The organism is Streptomyces sp. NPDC051214 (genome assembly GCF_040682375.1).
In the GTDB taxonomy this organism is placed as follows: Bacteria; Actinomycetota; Actinomycetes; order Streptomycetales; family Streptomycetaceae; genus Streptomyces.
Genome location: NZ_JBFBAT010000010.1, coordinates 165568 through 183212, shown reverse-complemented (window position 1 = coordinate 183212; position 17645 = coordinate 165568). Strand labels below are relative to the sequence as shown.

10 protein-coding genes are annotated in these 17645 nt (G+C 71.3%); 8 read left to right on the top strand and 2 right to left on the bottom strand.

The window, feature by feature from the left end:
* Positions 1-14: 14 nt before the first annotated feature.
* Complete coding sequence (locus tag AB0M70_RS26565; RefSeq protein WP_365823478.1) at positions 15-1154, bottom strand: serine hydrolase domain-containing protein; 1140 nt, start codon at positions 1152-1154, stop codon at positions 15-17.
* A gap of 135 nt (positions 1155-1289) precedes the next feature.
* On the opposite strand from AB0M70_RS26565, the gene AB0M70_RS26560 reads away from it, so the two are divergent.
* The 7 genes from AB0M70_RS26560 (at position 1290) to AB0M70_RS26530 (ending at position 15772) form a co-directional block, all read left to right on the top strand.
* The gene (locus AB0M70_RS26560; RefSeq protein ID WP_365823476.1) at positions 1290-3521 is read left to right on the top strand and encodes a serine/threonine-protein kinase; all 2232 of its coding nucleotides are present in this window, start codon (positions 1290-1292) and stop codon (positions 3519-3521) included.
* A gap of 149 nt (positions 3522-3670) precedes the next feature.
* Complete coding sequence (locus tag AB0M70_RS26555) at positions 3671-6547, top strand: protein kinase (protein ID WP_365823474.1); 2877 nt, start codon at positions 3671-3673, stop codon at positions 6545-6547.
* A gap of 235 nt (positions 6548-6782) precedes the next feature.
* Positions 6783-8495, top strand: a complete 1713-nt coding sequence (locus tag AB0M70_RS26550) for a serine/threonine-protein kinase (RefSeq protein WP_365823796.1) — start codon at positions 6783-6785, stop codon at positions 8493-8495.
* Between the two features lie 103 nt (positions 8496-8598).
* Positions 8599-10230 carry a serine/threonine-protein kinase gene (locus AB0M70_RS26545; protein ID WP_365823472.1) on the top strand — a complete coding sequence of 544 codons (1632 nt, stop codon included), beginning with the start codon at positions 8599-8601 and terminating at the stop codon, positions 10228-10230.
* A gap of 93 nt (positions 10231-10323) precedes the next feature.
* The gene (locus tag AB0M70_RS26540) at positions 10324-12084 is read left to right on the top strand and encodes a serine/threonine-protein kinase (RefSeq protein WP_365823470.1); all 1761 of its coding nucleotides are present in this window, start codon (positions 10324-10326) and stop codon (positions 12082-12084) included.
* A 198-nt stretch (positions 12085-12282) separates the two neighbouring features.
* Positions 12283-13899, top strand: coding sequence for a succinic semialdehyde dehydrogenase (locus AB0M70_RS26535; protein ID WP_365823468.1), 1617 nt, complete (start codon positions 12283-12285; stop codon positions 13897-13899).
* A gap of 19 nt (positions 13900-13918) precedes the next feature.
* Complete coding sequence (locus tag AB0M70_RS26530) at positions 13919-15772, top strand: GMC family oxidoreductase (RefSeq protein WP_365823466.1); 1854 nt, start codon at positions 13919-13921, stop codon at positions 15770-15772.
* A gap of 107 nt (positions 15773-15879) precedes the next feature.
* On the opposite strand, the gene AB0M70_RS26525 is transcribed toward AB0M70_RS26530, so the two are convergent.
* Positions 15880-16986, bottom strand: a complete 1107-nt coding sequence (locus AB0M70_RS26525; RefSeq protein ID WP_365823464.1) for an LAETG motif-containing sortase-dependent surface protein — start codon at positions 16984-16986, stop codon at positions 15880-15882.
* Between the two features lie 158 nt (positions 16987-17144).
* Between AB0M70_RS26525 and AB0M70_RS26520 the strand changes: the two genes are divergently transcribed.
* A complete protein-coding gene (locus AB0M70_RS26520) occupies positions 17145-17558 on the top strand; it encodes a hypothetical protein (protein ID WP_365823462.1) in 414 nt (137 codons plus the stop codon).
* Positions 17559-17645 lie beyond the last annotated feature (87 nt).

The window sequence follows — 17645 nt, the reverse complement described above, 5'->3', positions numbered from 1 at the left end:
TCCGTGGGCAGCCGTCACGGCGCTCCAGGGCAGAACTGGGCTGCCAGGAGTGTCCGTTCGAGAGCCGGGTCGGCCAGTCGGTCCGTGTTGACCCGGAAGGTGAGGACGCGGTCGCCGTCGCGGGTGGCGGCGGTGCGCACGTAGCTCCCGCTGATGCGGCCGTTGTGGCCCCAGACCGTGGTGCCGCAGGGCAGCTTCTCCGGGAAGAGGCCCATGCCGTAGTGGCCTTGCGCGGCACGGGTGTTGAGCATCTGGCGGAGCTGGGGCACCGGGAGCAGCCGGCCGGTGAGCAGGGCGGCGTAGAAGCGGTCCAGGTCGGCGAGCGTGGAGATCAGTTCCCCGGCGGCGCCCGCGACGGCCGGGTTGAGGGCGGTGACGTCCCGGCCCCCGGTCGTGTACGCGCGGCCGTGCGGGGGCGGGAGCGTGGTGCGGGTGCCGGGGAAAGAAGTGCCTGACAGGCGAAGGGGGGTGATGATCCGGCGCGCGGTCTCAGCGGCGTACGAACGGCCGGTGACCTGTTTGATCACCATGCCGAGGAGGACGTAGTTGGTGTTGGAGTACGACCAGCGGCCGGGGGTGGTCGCCGGGAGGGCGAGGGCGGTGCGGACCGCTTGCGTCGGAGTGAGGGGGACGAGACCTCTGGGGCCGGTGGTGTGGTCCGCGAGGCCGCTGGTGTGGGTGAGCAGCGCGCGCAGGGTGGGCGCGCGCCCGTCGAGAGCATTGCCGCGGGCGAGGCCGGGCAGATGACGTTTCACGGGGTCGGACAAGGACAGACGGTGCTCGGCGGCGAGTTGAAGGACGACCGTCGCGATGAACGTCTTGGTGATGCTGCCCGCGCGGAAGTGTTCGGCGCGGCGGATGCGCGTGGCGTCGCCGTCGCTTTTGTCGGCTGTAGGCCGGTTGACGTGGGCGAAGTGCCAGAGGGGCCGTTGGGTCGCCCGCCGGTCCGGTGGGGGATCAGGGGCTCCCGGCACGGTCGTTGACCATGGGGCCTCGCGGGCCAACAGAGCGGCGGCGGGGGCCTTGCCTCGGGTGACGAGCAACGGAAGAGTGGCCTCCGTGGCCGGTTTCGCGGCCGGTGGCGCACTGGCGGAAGCCAGGCAGATGAGGGTCACCGCAAGGGGTATGGCCAGCAGTGTCCGTGTATTGGGCATGGCGGTCCCTCCTCGTGCGGAGCCCATCATGAGGGACGTCGGACCCTGGGCGTTGACCAGTCCTTGAGTAAGGGACAATGGAGGCTCTGTCAGGGCGGGTTGCGCGGGTAGCAGCGGTAGCAGCAGAGGGGACGCATGTCGGACGCGGAGAAGACGGGTCAGTCCCGTCAGGACAAGAGCGAACGTCTCCTCTCCGGGCGCTACCGGCTGGGAGAAGTGCTCGGCCGCGGCGGAATGGGAACCGTCTGGCGCGCCAAGGACGAGACACTCGGTCGTACGGTCGCGGTGAAGGAACTGCGTTTCCCGTCGAGTATCGACGAGGACGAGAAGCGCCGGCTCATCACGCGTACGTTGCGTGAGGCCAAGGCGATCGCGCGGATCCGCAACACCAGTGCGGTGACCGTGTACGACGTGGTCGACGAGGACGACCGGCCGTGGATCGTGATGGAGCTGGTCGAGGGCAAGTCCCTCGCCGAGGCCATCCGCGAGGACGGGCTGCTCACGCCGAGGCGCGCGGCCGAGGTCGGGCTCGCCGTGCTCGACGTCCTGCGGTCCGCGCACCGCGAGGGAATCCTGCACCGCGACGTGAAGCCGTCGAACGTGCTGATCGCCGAGGACGGACGGGTCGTTCTCACGGACTTCGGCATCGCGCAGGTCGAGGGCGACCCGTCGATCACCTCCACCGGCATGCTCGTCGGCGCGCCCTCGTACATCTCGCCGGAGCGGGCGCGCGGGCACAAGCCCGGCCCGGCCGCCGACCTGTGGTCGCTCGGCGGGCTGCTGTACGCGGCCGTGGAAGGCGTGCCTCCGTACGACAAGGGGTCGGCGATCGCGACCCTCACCGCGGTCATGACCGAGGACGTCGAACAGCCGACGAACGCCGGGCCGTTGGAGAAGGTCATCTACGGCCTGCTCGCCAAGGACCCCGAGCAGCGGCTCGACGACGCGGGGGCGCGGGCGCTCCTGCTCGACGTGATCCACGCGCCGGAGGTCAAGGACGAGCCGGAGCCGGTGGACGCGACGAAGGTCGTGCCGTTGCCTCCGGTGCCGCCGGCGTTCGGGATGGCGAAGCGGTTCGGCAAGGGCAAGGGAAGCTCCGGTGCAGGGGCCGCTGGGGCCGCTGGGGCTTCTGGTTCGGCGGGTACGGCGGGTACGGCTGAGACTTCCGGGGGCTCTGGGGCTGCGGGGGCCACTGGGTCCGCTGGGGATTCCGGTCAGACGGGCGCGGAGGCCGGTGAGCGGCTGAAGGGTGCGCTCCGGTCGGTGCGGAAGGCCGCGGCTGCGGCTACTACGCGGGGCTCGGGGGCGGGTACGGGCACGGGTGCTGGGACTGGGGCGGCTGCTTCCGGTTCTGCTTCCGGATCTGCATCTTCTACTTCGCCTGCTGACTCCGGTACGGGTTCTGGTGGCCGCCCTGGCTCTGCTTCTGGGGCGGTGGCGGGCAAGCCTTCGCGTTCGGGGGCGGCTGGTGCGGGGGCGGTCGCCGGTGCCTCCGGTGCTCGCTCCAATTCCGCGAAGACCTCCGCTTATCCCGCTTCCGCTTCCTCTTCCGCTTCGACACCGCCGCGTACGGCGCCTCCCAAGGCCTCGCTCACCGACGTGGTGCCCCGGCGCACCCTCGTGATCTTCTCCCTGGCCCTCGCGCTCGCGGTGCTCGGGACCGTGCTCGCGTTCGCGTTGAGCGACGGGGACGAGAGCGGCGGGCGGGACAGCAAGAACGGCGGCGACAAGGCCGCGTCCAGCGGGGCGACCGCGGGCAGCGGCGAGAAGGAGCAGGACAAGGACAAGGGCACCGGGCAGGACGACGGTGCCGACGAGGGCAAGGGCAAGGGCGACGCGGAGACGGGTGCCGGGGCGAGCCCCGGTGAGGGCGAGAGCCAGGATCCGGGCGAGGACGGCGACGGCGGCGACGACTCCGGCAAGGAGCCGGGGGACGCGGTCGAGTCGACGTACAAGCACTCCCAGGGGTTCTCGGTGGGGCTCCCCAAGGGCTGGAAGTACCAGTCCACGGGTGCCGCGGGCGCACGCTTCACCGGGCCGGACGGGCAGAAGCTGCTGATCGGCTGGACCCCGACTCCCAAGTCGGACCCCGTGGCCGACTGGAAGAAGCAGGAGTCGTACATGGTCCGGTCGCAGTACAAGCGGATCCGGATAGAGAAGGCCGACTACCGCGGCTGGAACACGGCCGACTGGGAGTTCACGTACGTCGACGGCGGCACGAAGTACCGCTCGATAGACCGGGGCACCGTCGTCAACGACCACCAGGGCTACGGAATCATGTATACGGCCAAGGCAGCCAAGTGGGACAGCGACGAGCGCAAGGACACGTGGCGGACCTTCGCGAAGACGTTCGAGCCGAAGAAGTAGCCGGGCTCGGCGGTACGTGCCGGTGAGAATCTCGCATCCCCTCAATGTGGTTTGCCTCCGGCACGTATCGTGAGTGCTTGCGGACGGTACGCAGCCGCAACAGGGCGTAAGGCGAACGGAATTGACCACCGGGCGGTCGGGGAGGCGTCGTGGACGAATACGCGGGGCGGGTACTCGCCGACCGCTACCGCCTCCCCTTGCCTCCCGCGGATGAGTACGAACTCGCCGAGACCCGGGCCTTTGACACGTACAGCGGGCAGGAAGTCCTGGTCAGGCAGGTTCCGTTGCCCGAGGTCGTCGACGCGGAAGTGCTCGAGCTCGATGAGCGCGACCTCCCGGAAGGGGAGCTTCCGGCCGGGTTCGTGAGCGCGGGGGCGGTACGGCGGCCGTCGGCGCGTACGACGCGTCGCCCGTCGGATCCGGCGGTGCGCCGCGCGATAGAGGCGGCGCAGGCCGCCGCGCAGATCCCCGACCACCCTCGGCTCGACCAGGTCTTCGACGTGTTCGCCGAGGGCGGTTCGCTGTGGATAGTCAGCGAGTTGGTGGCGGCGAGGCCGCTCGCCGCGCTGCTCGCGGACCGGCCGCTGAGTCCGTTCCGGGCGGCGGAGGTCGCGTCGGACGTGGTGACGGCGCTGCGGGTGCTGCACGCGCACGGCTGGGTCCATCGGAACATCACCGCGCGCACGGTCCTGGTCTGCGACGACGGCCGAGTGGTCCTCACGGGCCTCGCGGCGGGCGCGGCGGAAGAGGCACTGTGCGGGTACGACCCTCGGCCCGAGGAGTTCCTCGCGGGGTTCGAGGGCGGGGACACTGCGGGTGCCGGTGCGGCTGTTTCGTCCGGTGGTGCGTCCGGTGGTGCGCCCGAGCCCGTTGAGCCTCATGGCGCCGAAGACGCCTACGAGACGTACGAGGCGTACGAGGCTGACGACCACGACCCTTCGCGAGGCCAGGCCGCGATCGAGGCGGCCCCGCCTCCGGCCCCCGCCCAGGACCCCGGAGGCGGCGCGCGGCCGGCCCGCACCAGCGCCATAGCCGAGTATCGTGCCGGGGCGCGTGCCGCGGCGCGGGTGAGCGAGGACGAGGGGCGCCGGAGCTCCGAGTTGCCGGGCCCGAGGAGCGGCGAAGGCCCGCAGGGCAGGGGCGGCGAGGCCGAGCCCGGGGCCGCCGGACGGATCCTGGACCCGTACGGCGTCGCGGGCACGAAGCCGTGGCACGGGGCGATGCCGAGGGGCGGAGGCCCTGGGGCCACGAGTCCCGCCGCGGGCAGCGGCGTCGAGCGTACTGGAGGCACTGCCGGGGGTTACGCCCCCGTGGAGCCGCACAGGGGCGGGGCACCGGAGTTGGGCGGTGCGCGGTCCGGCGAGGGCGGGCCCGGCCGTGGCGGTCAGGGCGGCCAGAGCGGTCAAGCCGGCCAGAGTGGTCAGGGCGGCCAGAGCGGTCAGGGCACGCATGGTTCCGCGGGCGGCCGCGGCCGGATGGGAGCCACCACCGGCCACGCCGTTCCGGCCCCCGCCCAGGCCCCCGTACCCGGCCAAGCCCCCGCGCCCACACCCCCCAAATCCCCCGCCACCTCCGCGTCATCCGGCCACAGCTACTGGGACGCCCTCGTCGCCGAGCGGAGTGGGGCCCGGCGTGGTCCCGCCACCGCGCTTGCCGCGGAGCGGGCCCGGCACGCGCGGATGACCGTGGTCGGAGGCGTGACCGAGCGCTGGGCGCCCGAGCAGGCCGGCCCCGTGCACGAGAACTGGCAGCTCGCCCCGCCCATCGGGCCCGCCACCGACCTCTGGGCCCTGGGCGCACTGCTGTTCCGGGCCGTGCAGGGCCACGCGCCCTACCCGGAGGAAAGCACCTTCGAACTCGTCCAGTTGGTGTGCGCCGAGCCGCCCGCCTTCGCGGAGGAGTGCGGCGCCCTGCGACCCGTCGTCGAGTCGTTGCTGCGTCAGGACCCCACCGAGCGCCTCGACATCGAGGAACTGAGCGGCTGGCTGCGGTCCCTGGTGCGCTCGGCACCCGAGCCGGAGGCCGGTGCGAACGTCGTGCCCGCGCCGCCGTTCGACGCCCGGCGGCTGCCTGTCGTACGCCGCCGCGGTGATCTCGTACGCCGTAAGAAGCGGCGTGCCCCCGCGCCCGCCGCCACCTCGAACTCCCGGCAGAACGGCCGACGCAAGCACAAACACAAGCGAGGACGTGAGGCCAGGCCGCCGGCCGCCGCCGAGGCCACGCCGAGGCGGACAGCCGCCATGCCCATGCCCGAGAGGGCTGCCCCGGCGCCCAGGCCCAAGCAGAACGGCACAGGGCGGCCACGTTCCCTGGGGCGCCTTTTACTCCTGCTCATCCTGGTCGGCCTCGCCGCGGCGATCGCGTACGCCATGGTCTTCATGCCCAAGTCGAAGGAGAACGAGGGCAGCGAGCGCGCGGGCTCCGCGGGGGACCCCGGCACCAGTCAGGCGCCCGACCCCGGCAGTACTTCCGGCACCCGGCCGAGCGAGGAGGGCAAGTCCGATGAGCCGAGCGGAAAGCCGGACAAGAGCCCCAGCTCGCAGAAGCCGCAGACCAGCGGGCCCGAGGTGCCGCAGGGCTTCACGCTGCGCAAGGACGCCGAGGGCTTCCGGATAGCCGTCGCCAGCGGCTGGGACCGGCAGCCCAAGAACGGGCGGGGGCAGGTCGTCTACACGAAGGGCGACTTCGAACTGATCGTCGTGCCGGGACGGGACGGCACGGACGAGTACGGCAGCGACCCCATGAAGTACCAGCGCGAGCACGAGCGCGAGCTGCAGCCGTTCCGCGACTCGACCTGGGCGGAGTCCTCGGGGATGCGCAGGATCGATGTGGGCGGACGGGTCATGGGGGAGGGGCAGTTCACCTGGCAGGGTCCGGGCGGCGGCGAGGTCTTCGTACGTAATCTCGCGATGATCGTGGGCGGGAAGTACCACGTCGTGCAGATCCGCGGGCCCGAGTCGGAGCGCGACGAGGTGGACCGGCTCTACGAACAGGCCTCCTCCACCTACCAGGTCACGGATTCCTGATCGGCCATCAAGCACCTCGCGCCAGCCATCGCTCTCGCGTCATCATGTTTCACTTCATGCACGGTGTTTGACTGTTCCTGACCGCTTTCGCGGTGTTGATCGGCCGCGGAAACGGCCCGGCGTCGTTGCGTCGCGCGTCACAGTGAGGTCTCCGGGCACCCCCGGAGGTTCCACGTACGCCGAGTGCTCCCTAATCTGTGCCATGTCAGAACCATTGCGGGGGATCGTGAATCAGATGCAGGGCCTGCTCCTCGCGGGCCGCTACCGGCTCGGAGAGTCCATCGGCCGCGGCGGCATGGGACGGGTGTGGCGCGCACAGGACGAGGTGCTGCACCGGACCGTCGCCGTCAAGGAACTGACGGCCGCGCAGTTCGTGGCCGAGTCCGACCGCGCGATCCTCTTCGCCCGTACGCACGCGGAGGCGCGGGCCGCAGCCCGGATCAACCACCCCGCGGTCGTCACCGTCCATGACGTCCTCGAGTACGACGACCGGCCGTGGATCGTGATGGAGCTGGTCGAGGGCTGTTCGCTTGCCGACGCCGTCAAGGAGCAGGGCCGCATCGAGCCCGGCGAGGCCGCCCGCATCGGCCTGTGGACCCTGAAGGCCCTGCGCGCCGCGCACGCCGCCGGTGTCCTGCACCGTGACGTCAAGCCCGGCAACGTACTCCTGGCGGACGACGGGCGCATCCTGCTCACCGACTTCGGGATCGCCGCGATCGAGGGCGACACGACCATCACGCGGACCGGCGAGGTCGTCGGCTCCGTCGACTATCTGGCGCCCGAGCGCGTCAGCGGGGCCAACCCCGGGCCCGCGTCCGACCTCTGGGCGCTCGGGGCGACCCTCTACACGGCGGTCGAGGGGAACTCCCCGTTCCGGCGCACGTCTCCGCTGGGCACCATGCAGGCCGTGGTCACGGAGGAGCCCGCGCCGGCCGAGCACGCGGGCGCGCTCGCCTCGGTCATCGGCGCCCTGCTGCGCAAGGACCCGGACACCCGGCCGACCGCGGAGGCCGCCGAGTTGATGCTGGCCGAGGCGGCGGAGGGACGACAGCCGAGCGCGGCACAGGCGTACGTACCGACGCAGGTCCACGCCACGTCCCAGCAGCCGCAGACACAGCCGCAGTCGCGCAACCACCCACAGCAGCAGTCCCACACCCCGCAGTTCGGCCACCGCTCCGTGGAGCCCGGCACCGTCCCCGGCGGCAGCGGCAGCGGCTACGGGAACGGCAACGGTTACGGGAGCGGCGGTGGCTACCGCAACGGCTACGGAGACACTGCCGGTTCCTCCCTCTCCTCCGGCACCGTCGTCCACAACTCCCACCAGCCCCCGGCCACCCACCCCCCGAAGCGCCGCAAGGCGCCCGTGATCGTCGCGGCGGCCACGGCGGTCGCGCTGCTCGGCGGCGGCACCGCGGGCTACCTGTACTACGCGGACGGTGACGACGGCGGTACGCGGCAGTCCGCCGATGGAGGGGAGGCCAAGACCGTCGGAGGCATTCCCGCGGACTGGCACCGCGTGAAGGACGCCGAGGGCTTCAGCATGATGTTGCCCAAGGGCTGGGAGCGCGAGGCCAACGGCAGTCAGATCGACTACACGCCCGACCACGGCCGCCACTTCGTACGCATCGGCATCGACCGCAACTCGACGTGGGAGAGCCCCTACACGCACCAGGTGGACCTGGAGAAGAACCTCCGGGTCAAGCTGCCCCGCTACAAGCGGCTCCAGCTGGATTCGAACACCTTCCGTGACCGGGCGGGATCGCTGTGGGAGTTCAGCTGGACCGCGGGTGCGAACGACACCACAGCGGGTCCGCGCCGTGCCATCTCACAGACCTATCTCGGCCGTGACGGCGTCGAGTACGTGATTTACATGTCGTCCCCCGCAGAAGACTGGAACAAGGCGCGCCAGCAGTTCGACGCGATGCTCCGGGGCTGGCGGGAGAGCTGAATGCGGCCGCCCGTGGCCGGGACGACTGGGACAAGCGGCCGGAACCAGTCCGCCCCGCAGGCCCACAGGGTCCGACCGCACACGTGTGGGGCATGATGGCCGCATGGGGAGCGTGGGGGACAACGCCCGGGTCATAGCTGGCCGTTACCGCCTGGATGTGCGGCTCGGCAGGGGTGGCATGGGCGTGGTCTGGCAGGCCACGGATGAGTTTCTCGGCCGCCGGGTGGCCGTCAAGGAACTCGCCCTCGACGACACGCTCTCCGAATCCGACGCGACGCAGCAGCGCGAGCGGACCCTGCGCGAGGCGCGGGCGGCCGCGCAGCTCAGGCATCCGCACATCATCGTCGTCCACGACGTCGTCGTGCAGAGCGACCACCCGTACATCGTCATGGAGTTGATCGAGGGCGGTTCGCTGGCCGGGCGGATCGCGCGGGCGGGCCCGATGGGCGCGCGGGAAGTGGCCCGGATGGGCATCGCCCTCCTCGGCGCGCTGCGTGTCGCGCACGCCGCCGGGGTCCTGCACCGCGACATCAAGCCCGCGAACGTCCTCATGGAGGAGACGACCGGCCGCGTCGTCCTCACCGACTTCGGGATCGCGCAGGTCAGCGGGGCGACGACACTCACGGAGATCGGGTCGTTCGTCGGCTCCCCCGAATACACCGCGCCCGAGCGGATGTCGGGCGAGCGGACGGGGCCCGAGTCCGACCTCTGGTCGCTCGGCGCGCTCCTCGTCGCCGCGCTGACCGGCGAGTCGCCCTTCCGCCGGGATTCGATCAGCGGTGTGCTGCACGCCGTCGTCTTCGACGAGATCCGTCCGCCGCCCGCCGCCGCACCGCTGCTGCCCGTCATCCTCGGCCTGCTCGAGCGCAACCCTGACCGGCGCCTCGGCACGGTGGACGCCGAGCGGCTGCTGCGGACGTACGTCGAGACGGGTCGGATGCCGTCGACGCCCGCGGGCCGGGCCGGCGGCCAGCCATCGGCGCTGCCGGGCACCGGGCCCGGCGGCTACACGCCCACCTACCGTGACCTGCCCACACGCCCACCCGCGCAGACGGCGGGACCCTCCCGTCGCCGACGCAGAGCCATGCTCATAGCGGCCGCGCTCGTGGCCGCGGTGGCCGGCGCCGGGGTCTCCGCCGCGCTCCTGATGAGCCGGGACGGCAACGGCGGCGGTACGCCCACCACCCCCGCCACGCAGTCCGCGCAGACGAAGACGGTGAGCCCCACACCGTCGCCGACCCCCACGGTGACCGTCACGCGAGGCTCCCGCACCCCCAAACCCTCCACGCCCGAGCCCCCCGAGGGCTACCGCGTCACGAAGGACCCCCGCGGCTTCACGCTCGCCGTGCCGGACGGCTTCACGCGCGAGGTGGACGGACCCCGCACTTTCTACAAGTCGGCGGGCGGCACCTTCCGCATAGGCATCAAGGAGTCGGCCCCGGAGCCGGGCGGCCCGCTCGCCGTGCAGCGCCGCTCCGACGCCAAAGGGCCGCAGAACAACCCCGGTTACCGGGACGGAGAGGTCACCGAGACCTCGCACAACGGACGGCCCGCCGCTCTCTGGCAGTTCAGCTGGGACGGCTTCACGCAGGCGGAGGGCGACCGGCACACGTTCGACCTGTGCTGGGAGGAGGGCGGCCGGATGTACGACGTGTGGGTCTCCGCGCCGGTCGACAAGGCCAAGGAAGGGCGGCGGTACTTCGACACGGCGGTGGACTCGTTCGTGCGCCGTTGAGGCCTCGCCGGGCGTCTTGCCGGGCGCATCACCCCTGTCACAACTCAGTGACCCGGGTGGAACCCCGGGCTGTCGGCAAGGTAGTCATGGGGCATGAGCAATGACGGGGGAGCCTCCTACGGCCCGTACGAGCCAACCAGTTTCGGGCTGCAGCCACCGCAGCCCGCAGCTCCCGGGCAAGGGGGGCAGGGCAGTCCGGGCGGCGGCAACCCGTACGCCCAGCAGCAACAGCAACAGCAACAGCAGCAGCAACAGCAGCAGCGGCAACAGCAGCCCGGCCCGCCGGCCCCGCCCCCGTCGCCGTACGCCCAGCCCACCCAGGTGGTGCCGAACCAGCCGTCCGAGCCGGAACCGGGCGCGGGCCGGCTGATCGCGGGCCGCTACCGCCTGCTGTCCAAGCTCGGCCACGGCGGCATGGGCACGGTCTGGCGCGCGAAGGACGAGACGGTGGACCGCGAGGTCGCCGTCAAGGAACCCCGCATCCCCGACCACCTGCCCGAGCGCGAGCGTGCCAACGTCTTCGAGCGGATGCGCCGCGAGGCGCGCGCAGCGGCCCGCCTCGACCACCCGGCCGTGGTCAACGTCCACGACGTGGCGGTGGAGGACGGCCAGCCGTGGATCGTCATGGAGCTGGTCCAGGGCCGCTCGCTCGGCGCCGCGCTGCAGGAGGGCACCCTGGGCGCCCGCGACGCCGCCCGCATCGGCCTCGAGGTGCTCGGCGCCCTGGACGCGGCCCACCAGGCGGGCATCCTGCACCGGGACGTCAAGCCGGACAACGTGATGCTGGGGCAGCACGACCGCGTCGTCCTCACCGACTTCGGCATCGCCCAGATCGAGGGCGAGACCAACCTGACGGACACCGGCGGCTTCGTCGGTTCGCCCGAGTTCATCGCCCCGGAGCGGGTCCTCGGCCAGCGTCCGGGGCCGGCCTCCGACCTCTGGTCGCTCGGCGTGGTCCTCTACGCCGCCACGGAGGGCGTCTCGCCGTTCCGGCGCAACAACACCCCGGCGACGCTGCAGTCCGTCCTGAACGCGACTCCCGCGGCGCCCGCCTCGGCCTCGGGCCCGCTCGCCCAGGCGATCAACGGCCTCCTGGACAAGGATCCCGGCCAGCGGCCGCGCGCCGCGCAGGTCCGCGCCCTTCTGGAGGAGGCGGCCCGGCCCCCGCAGGCGGCGCCGACGCGGGTCGTGCAGGTCGGTGGCGGCGCTGGTGCCTCGGGCGGCAAGGGCGTCACCCTCGGCCGCAAGGGGCTCATGGGCGTCGGCGCGGTGGTCGTCGCAGCCGTGGTCGCGGGCGTCCTCGTGGTCATGAACCCGTTCGCGGCGGCCGAGGCGGACAGCTGGAAGACGCACGAGGAGAAGGCGCTCGGCGCGACGCTCGCGGCGCCTCCGCACTACGTGAAGTCCGTGCCGGACGGCATCAATAAGACCGAGCACTGGGTCAGGTACACCGACCCGAGCACCGCGATCTCGATCACGCTGTACCTCTCGAAGAAGTCCGAGGACGCCACCGGTGAGATGGCGGGGTCCGCAGCCGCGCAGGCGTACAGCGACGGCGACGCGATCGAGGGCGGCGACCAGAGCAACATGGCCGAGACGCCCGCGCCCCGGAGCCGCACCGCGAAGACCACGTACAAGGACCGGGAGTCGGCCGAGAACACGGTCACCTACGTCGACGACTCGGACTCGGACGCGCCGAGACCGCGCGAGGCGAAGGTCTTCTACTACAAGACCGCCAAGCCCGGCGACATGTACAAGCTCTGGATCGACTACCCGGGCAAGGGCGATTTCGTCGAGCGGGGCCGTGAGGTCGCCGAGACCGCGATCGCCGAACTGGAGATCGCGAAGCCCTGACGCGCGGCCGGGTCCGCGGGTGCCTGGTCGTCCTGTCCACGGGTGCCGCTTCAATTGGTGACCCGTTGTTGATCAACTGCGGCTAAGCCCCTGATCAGGGGCTTTACCGCCAGTGAACGCTGGCATCGTGTGTGTGCTCGGTGAAAGCTGATTACCGACGGGTACCCAAAATCCTGACCTGGGCCTACGCTCACCCACATGACGGACTCGCAGGCCACCGCAGCGCCCCTCGGCACGAACCCGACAGCCACCGCCCCGGATGGCGCGCGCACCGCCGCCGACGTGGTGACTCCCGAGCTCATCGCGCAGCTCACCCGCGACGTGATCGGAACGGGCCGGACCGCCAACCACACGCCGTTCACCGGCGAGAAGCTGGCCGACCTGCCCGAGTCGACCCCCGAGGACGTGGCCACCGCCTTCGAGCGCGCCCGCGTCGCCCAGATCTCCTGGGAGCGCACGCCGGTCCGGCAGCGCGCGGCGGTCCTGCTCCGCTTCCACGACCTGGTCCTGCAGCGCCAGGCCGAGGTCCTCGACCTCATCCAGCTGGAGACCGGCAAGGCCCGCCTGCACGCGCACGAGGAGCTGCAGGCCGTCGCCGTCGCCGCCCGGCACTACGGGCGCAAGGCTCCCGCGTATCTGAACCCCAAGCGGCACACCGGTGTCGTACCGACCCTCACGAAGGTCACCGAGAACCGGCAGCCGCGCGGTGTGGTCGGCCAGATCGCGCCCTGGAACTACCCCTTCGAGCTGTCCATCGGCGACGCCCTCCCCGCGCTCGTCGCGGGCAACGCGCTGGTGATGAAGCCCGACACGGAGACCTGCCTGACCGCTCTGTGGGCCCGCGACCTCATCATCGAGGCGGGTCTGCCCTCCGAGGTCTTCCAGGTCGTCATCGGCGAGGGACCCGTCGTCGGGCCCGAGATCGTCCGGCACGCCGACTACGTCTCCTTCACCGGCTCCACCCGCACCGGCCGCGAGGTCGCCCAGGGCGCGGCAGGGCGGCTCGTCGGCGTCTCGCTCGAACTGGGCGGCAAGAACGCGATGTTGGTGCTGCACGACGCCGACATCGACAAGGCGGCCGCGGGCGCGGTGCGCGCCTGCTTCTCGTCCGCCGGCCAGCTGTGCATCTCCATCGAGCGGCTCTACGTCCATGAGTCGATCGCGGACGAGTTCGTTGAGCGCTTCGCCGCGCGGACGAAGGCGATGCGGCTCGGCCGCTCCCTCGCGTACGGCGCGGAGATGGGCTCGCTGGTCGGCGAGCGGCAGCTGGAGACCACCAAGCGGCACGTCGACGAGGCGGTCGCCAAGGGCGCCACGCTGATCGCGGGCGGCGTCCCCCGGCCCGACATCGGCCCGTACTTCTTCGAGCCGACGATCCTGGACGGTGTCGAGGCCCCGATGGCGGTGTGCGCCGAGGAGACCTTCGGCCCGGTCGTCTCCATCTACCGCTTCACCGACGAGAACGAAGCGGTCGAGCTCGCCAACTCCACGCCGTACGGCCTCAATTCCTCGGTCTGGACGAAGGACGGCAGCCGCGGCCGCAAGATAGCCGCCCGTCTGCGCACCGGCACGGTCAACGTGAACGAGGGCTTCGCGCCCGCCTACGGCAGCGTGCAGTCGCCGATGGGCGGCATGAAGGACTCCGGCCTCGGCCGCCGCCACGGCTCCGAGGGCATCCTGAAGTACACCGAGGCGCAGACCGTCGCGCACCAGCGGCTGATGCCGCTCGCGCCGTCCTTCGGCATGGACGACGAGAAGTACGCCGCGTTCATGAGCCTCAGCCTGAAGGTCATGAAGTCCCTGCGCCTGCGCTAGATCTCAAAGAGGAGAGTCAATGTCACAGGAGAGCTCTGTCCAGAAACAGCCGGACAGTGAGGCGGGTGGGTACGGCGGAGACGGTTCGGACGGCGCAGCGTCGTACGACTACGACGTCCTCGTCGTCGGGTCCGGCTTCGGCGGCTCCGTCTCCGCCCTGCGGCTGACGGAGAAGGGCTACCGCGTCGGCGTGCTCGAAGCGGGCCGCCGCTTCACCCGCGAGTCGCTCCCGAAGAACTCCTGGGACCTCAAGAACTACCTCTGGGCACCGGCTCTCGGTCTGTACGGCATCCAGCGCATCCATCTGCTTGGCAACGTGATGGTGCTCGCCGGGGCGGGCGTCGGCGGAGGTTCGCTCAACTACGCGAACACGCTCTACGTGCCCCCCGCGCCGTTCTTCAACGACCCGCAGTGGAAGGACATCACGGACTGGCAGGAGGAGCTCGGCCCCTACTACGAGCAGGCCAAGCGCATGCTCGGGGTGCGGCTCAACCCGACCACGACTCCCTCCGACATCCATCTGAAGGCGACCGCCGAGGCCATGGGAGTGGGCGACAGCTTCCACATGGCGCCGGTCGGCGTCTTCTTCGGAGACGAGCAGGACGCCTCGGGTACTTCAACGGCCGGGCCCGGCGAGGAAGTTCCCGATCCGTACTTCGGGGGCGCGGGACCTGCCCGCAAGGCGTGCAACGAATGCGGCGAGTGCATGACGGGCTGCCGGCACGGCGCGAAGAACACCCTCAACGAGAACTACCTCTACCTCGCGGAGAAGGCGGGAGCCGTCATCCACCCGATGACGTCCGTCGTCACCGTCACCGAGGACTCGCGCGGCGGATTCGCCGTGGCGACCCTGCCCACGAACGCCAAGCGCAAGGGCAAGGGGCGCACCTTCACGGCGCGCCAGGTCGTCGTCGCGGCAGGCACCTACGGCACCCAGACGCTCCTGCACCGCATGAAGGACACCGGTCTGCTCCCGCGCATCTCCGGCAAGCTCGGCGCGCTCACCCGCACCAACTCCGAGGCCCTGGTCGGCTCGCAGACCACCGACCGCCGCTACCGCAAGCAGCACGGCGCCGAGAAGGTGGACTTCACCAAGGGCGTCGCGATCACCTCGTCGATCCACCCGAACGCCACCACGCACATCGAGCCGGTCCGCTACGGCAAGAAGTCCAACGCGATGGGCGGCCTGACGATCCTCCAGGTGCCGTACAGCATCAAGGGCGGCAAGGCACGCGTGGCCGGCTGGGCCGGCAACGTCGTCAAGCACCCCTGGCTGATGGTCCGCTCGCTCTCCAACCGGCGCTGGTCGGAGCGGACCATCATCGGCCTCGTCATGCAGACACTCGACAACTCCCTGACCACGTACCGCAAGGAGAAAGGCATAGGCAAGGGCCTGCTGACCGCCCGGCAGGGCCACGGCGCGCCCAACCCGACGCAGATCCCCGAGGCCACCGAGGCCGCGTCGCTGCTCGCCAAGGAGATCAACGGCTTCGCCGGGTCGAACATCGGTGAGCTGATGGGCACTCCGCTGACCGCGCACTTCCTGGGCGGCTGCCCGATCGGCGACTCGGCCGACTCCGGAGTCATCGACCCGTACCACCGCCTCTACGGCCACCCCGGCATCTCGGTCGTCGACGGCGCCGCGGTCTCCGCGAACCTGGGCGTGAACCCGTCCCTGACGATCACCGCACAGGCCGAGCGCGCGATGTCGTTCTGGCCCAACAAGGGCGCCGAGGACACGCGTCCCCCGCAGGGCGCGCAGTACGTGCGCCTCGCCGCCGTCGAGCCGAAGTCCCCCGCGGTACCGGCGGACGCGTTCGGCGCCCTGAAGCTGCCCTTCCTGGGGATGCCCGCGGTGCCGGCCAAGAAGTAGCCGGGCGGCCGACTGCCCCCACGTACGCCAAAGGACCTGCACCCCCCTCCGAGCGCAGGTCCTTTCGCGTGCTTCGGTGCCGCTGAGCGGCGTGCCGATACCGGTGCTTACGCGGTGGCGTCGGCCTTCTTGCGGCGGACGACGAAGACCGCGCCCGCGCCGGCGATGACGGCGACACCGCCGACGAGGCCGATGGTCGGCAGCATGGAGCTGGAGCCGGTCTCGGCGAGGTTGCCGGTGACCGGGATCTCCTTGGCGCCGCCCACGGGCGTCTTGCCACCGTTGGGCGTCTTGCCGCCCTCGTTCTCGTCGGCCTCGCCCGGGTTCTCGTTCTCGCTGCCGGCCTTCAGGACCGTGAACTCGTAGAAGGAGAACGCGTTGCGCACGCAGTTCTCCTCGGAGTCCAGGTAACCGCCGAGGCCGAGCGCGTAGCCGTCGCCGGCCGGGGCCTTGGCGCTGACGTTGAGGCGCAGCTTGATGTCGACCTTCTCCTTGGCGCCCAGCGGGGTGGAGCCGAAGTAGAAGCCGCCCGAGACCTCGTCCGTGATGGACTCCCAGGCCTTGGTGTCGGGGTTGAAGTACTGGATCTGCGCGTAGTTGGCGAGCCAGTCCTTCTCGTTCTCGCTCTCGGTGTAGTTGTCCACCATGGCGAGCCACTGGACCTCACCGAGGTCCTGGTCGCTCGGGTTGGAGGCCGTCAGCTTGAACTGGTGCCAGCCGCTGCCCGCGACGATCTTGCCGGGCAGGCCCGAGAGCCCGATCTCCAGCTTCGAGTCGGCGTCGCCGTCCTCGTCGACCGGGCAGTCCGTGGGCTCCTCGGTCGGCTCTTCCTCGGTGGGCTCCTCGGTCGGCTTGGCCGTCTCCGAGGGCTTGGCCGTGTCGGTGGGCGTCCCGCCCGGCGCCGGCGTGGTCGGCGCGGTGGTCGTCGGGCTCGGCGGCGGCGTCGTGGACGGCGTCTCGGTCGGGGTGCCCGAGGCCGGAGGCGTGGCCGACTCGGTGGCCGTCGCGCTGGGGCTCGGCGTGGTGTCCGGGGTCGCGTAGGCGGCAGGGGCCGACAGCAACGCGATCGGGGCTATTGCGGCGGTCGCGGCCGCGGCGGCCATGACACGGCGAAGCTTCATGAAGACCTCAGTGAGTCCGGCGTACCACCGGGCGGGCGGTACGGAGGTGGAGGCCTCCGCGGTGGGGACGCGGGTGTGGCCGTTGTGACGCATGCATGACCTGCGTCGCCTGTGAATGGTTGTCCTCGAACTCACAGAATTCTTATGTGGTGTGGATCACATGGCTTGTGTGTCTGTTGCCCGGTGCCGTAGAAATTCCTCCGCTCGACGGTGATCGTCGGGGTCAGGGGAAGCAGCAGGAGGGGGCGGGCGTGGGGGAGCAGGGCGAAAGACCGGACCGAATACCGGACCACATACCGGACGAGGTGTGGGAGCGGTTCGAGCGCGACAGTCTGCGCGACATCCGCACCTCGGCGCCGAAGGAGCCGTCGGCGCGGGCGCGCATGGTGGCCGAGCGGCTGCGGCGCCTCGACGAGGAGGCAGCGCGCCGACAGGCGGCGGAATCCCGTGCCCTTGGCCGTCGGCGCCGGAAGCGCAAGGCCGCGCGGGGAGAGGGCACCGCCGGGGCGTGGCGGCCGGACGAGTGGCGCGCCGCGCCGACCGGGCCACGGCGCGGCGGGCGTTCGGAGCGCAGCCGCCGGGTGTGGAGCGTGGTGATCGTGGTGGGCTTCATGGCGCTGGCGATCGTGCTCCTGAGCCCGTTCCGATTCTGGATCTGGCAGTAACCCGAGAACCCGGGGTGGGGCCCCGGGGCGGGGAACCGCTCGTAACGATCTTCCGTCGTAGGAGGGGTGCGGGTGACTCCGCAGGGG

Excerpts from the sequence above, each read along its gene's own strand:
- AB0M70_RS26565 (WP_365823478.1), bottom strand. The coding sequence starts at position 1,154 with ATGCCCAATACACGGACACTGCTGGCCATACCCCTTGCGGTGACCCTC.
- AB0M70_RS26560 (WP_365823476.1), top strand. The coding sequence starts at position 1,290 with ATGTCGGACGCGGAGAAGACGGGTCAGTCCCGTCAGGACAAGAGCGAA.
- AB0M70_RS26550 (WP_365823796.1), top strand. The coding sequence starts at position 6,783 with ATGCAGGGCCTGCTCCTCGCGGGCCGCTACCGGCTCGGAGAGTCCATC.
- AB0M70_RS26545 (WP_365823472.1), top strand. The coding sequence starts at position 8,599 with ATGGGGAGCGTGGGGGACAACGCCCGGGTCATAGCTGGCCGTTACCGC.
- AB0M70_RS26540 (WP_365823470.1), top strand. The coding sequence starts at position 10,324 with ATGAGCAATGACGGGGGAGCCTCCTACGGCCCGTACGAGCCAACCAGT.
- AB0M70_RS26535 (WP_365823468.1), top strand. The coding sequence starts at position 12,283 with ATGACGGACTCGCAGGCCACCGCAGCGCCCCTCGGCACGAACCCGACA.
- AB0M70_RS26530 (WP_365823466.1), top strand. The coding sequence starts at position 13,919 with ATGTCACAGGAGAGCTCTGTCCAGAAACAGCCGGACAGTGAGGCGGGT.
- AB0M70_RS26525 (WP_365823464.1), bottom strand. The coding sequence starts at position 16,986 with ATGCGTCACAACGGCCACACCCGCGTCCCCACCGCGGAGGCCTCCACC.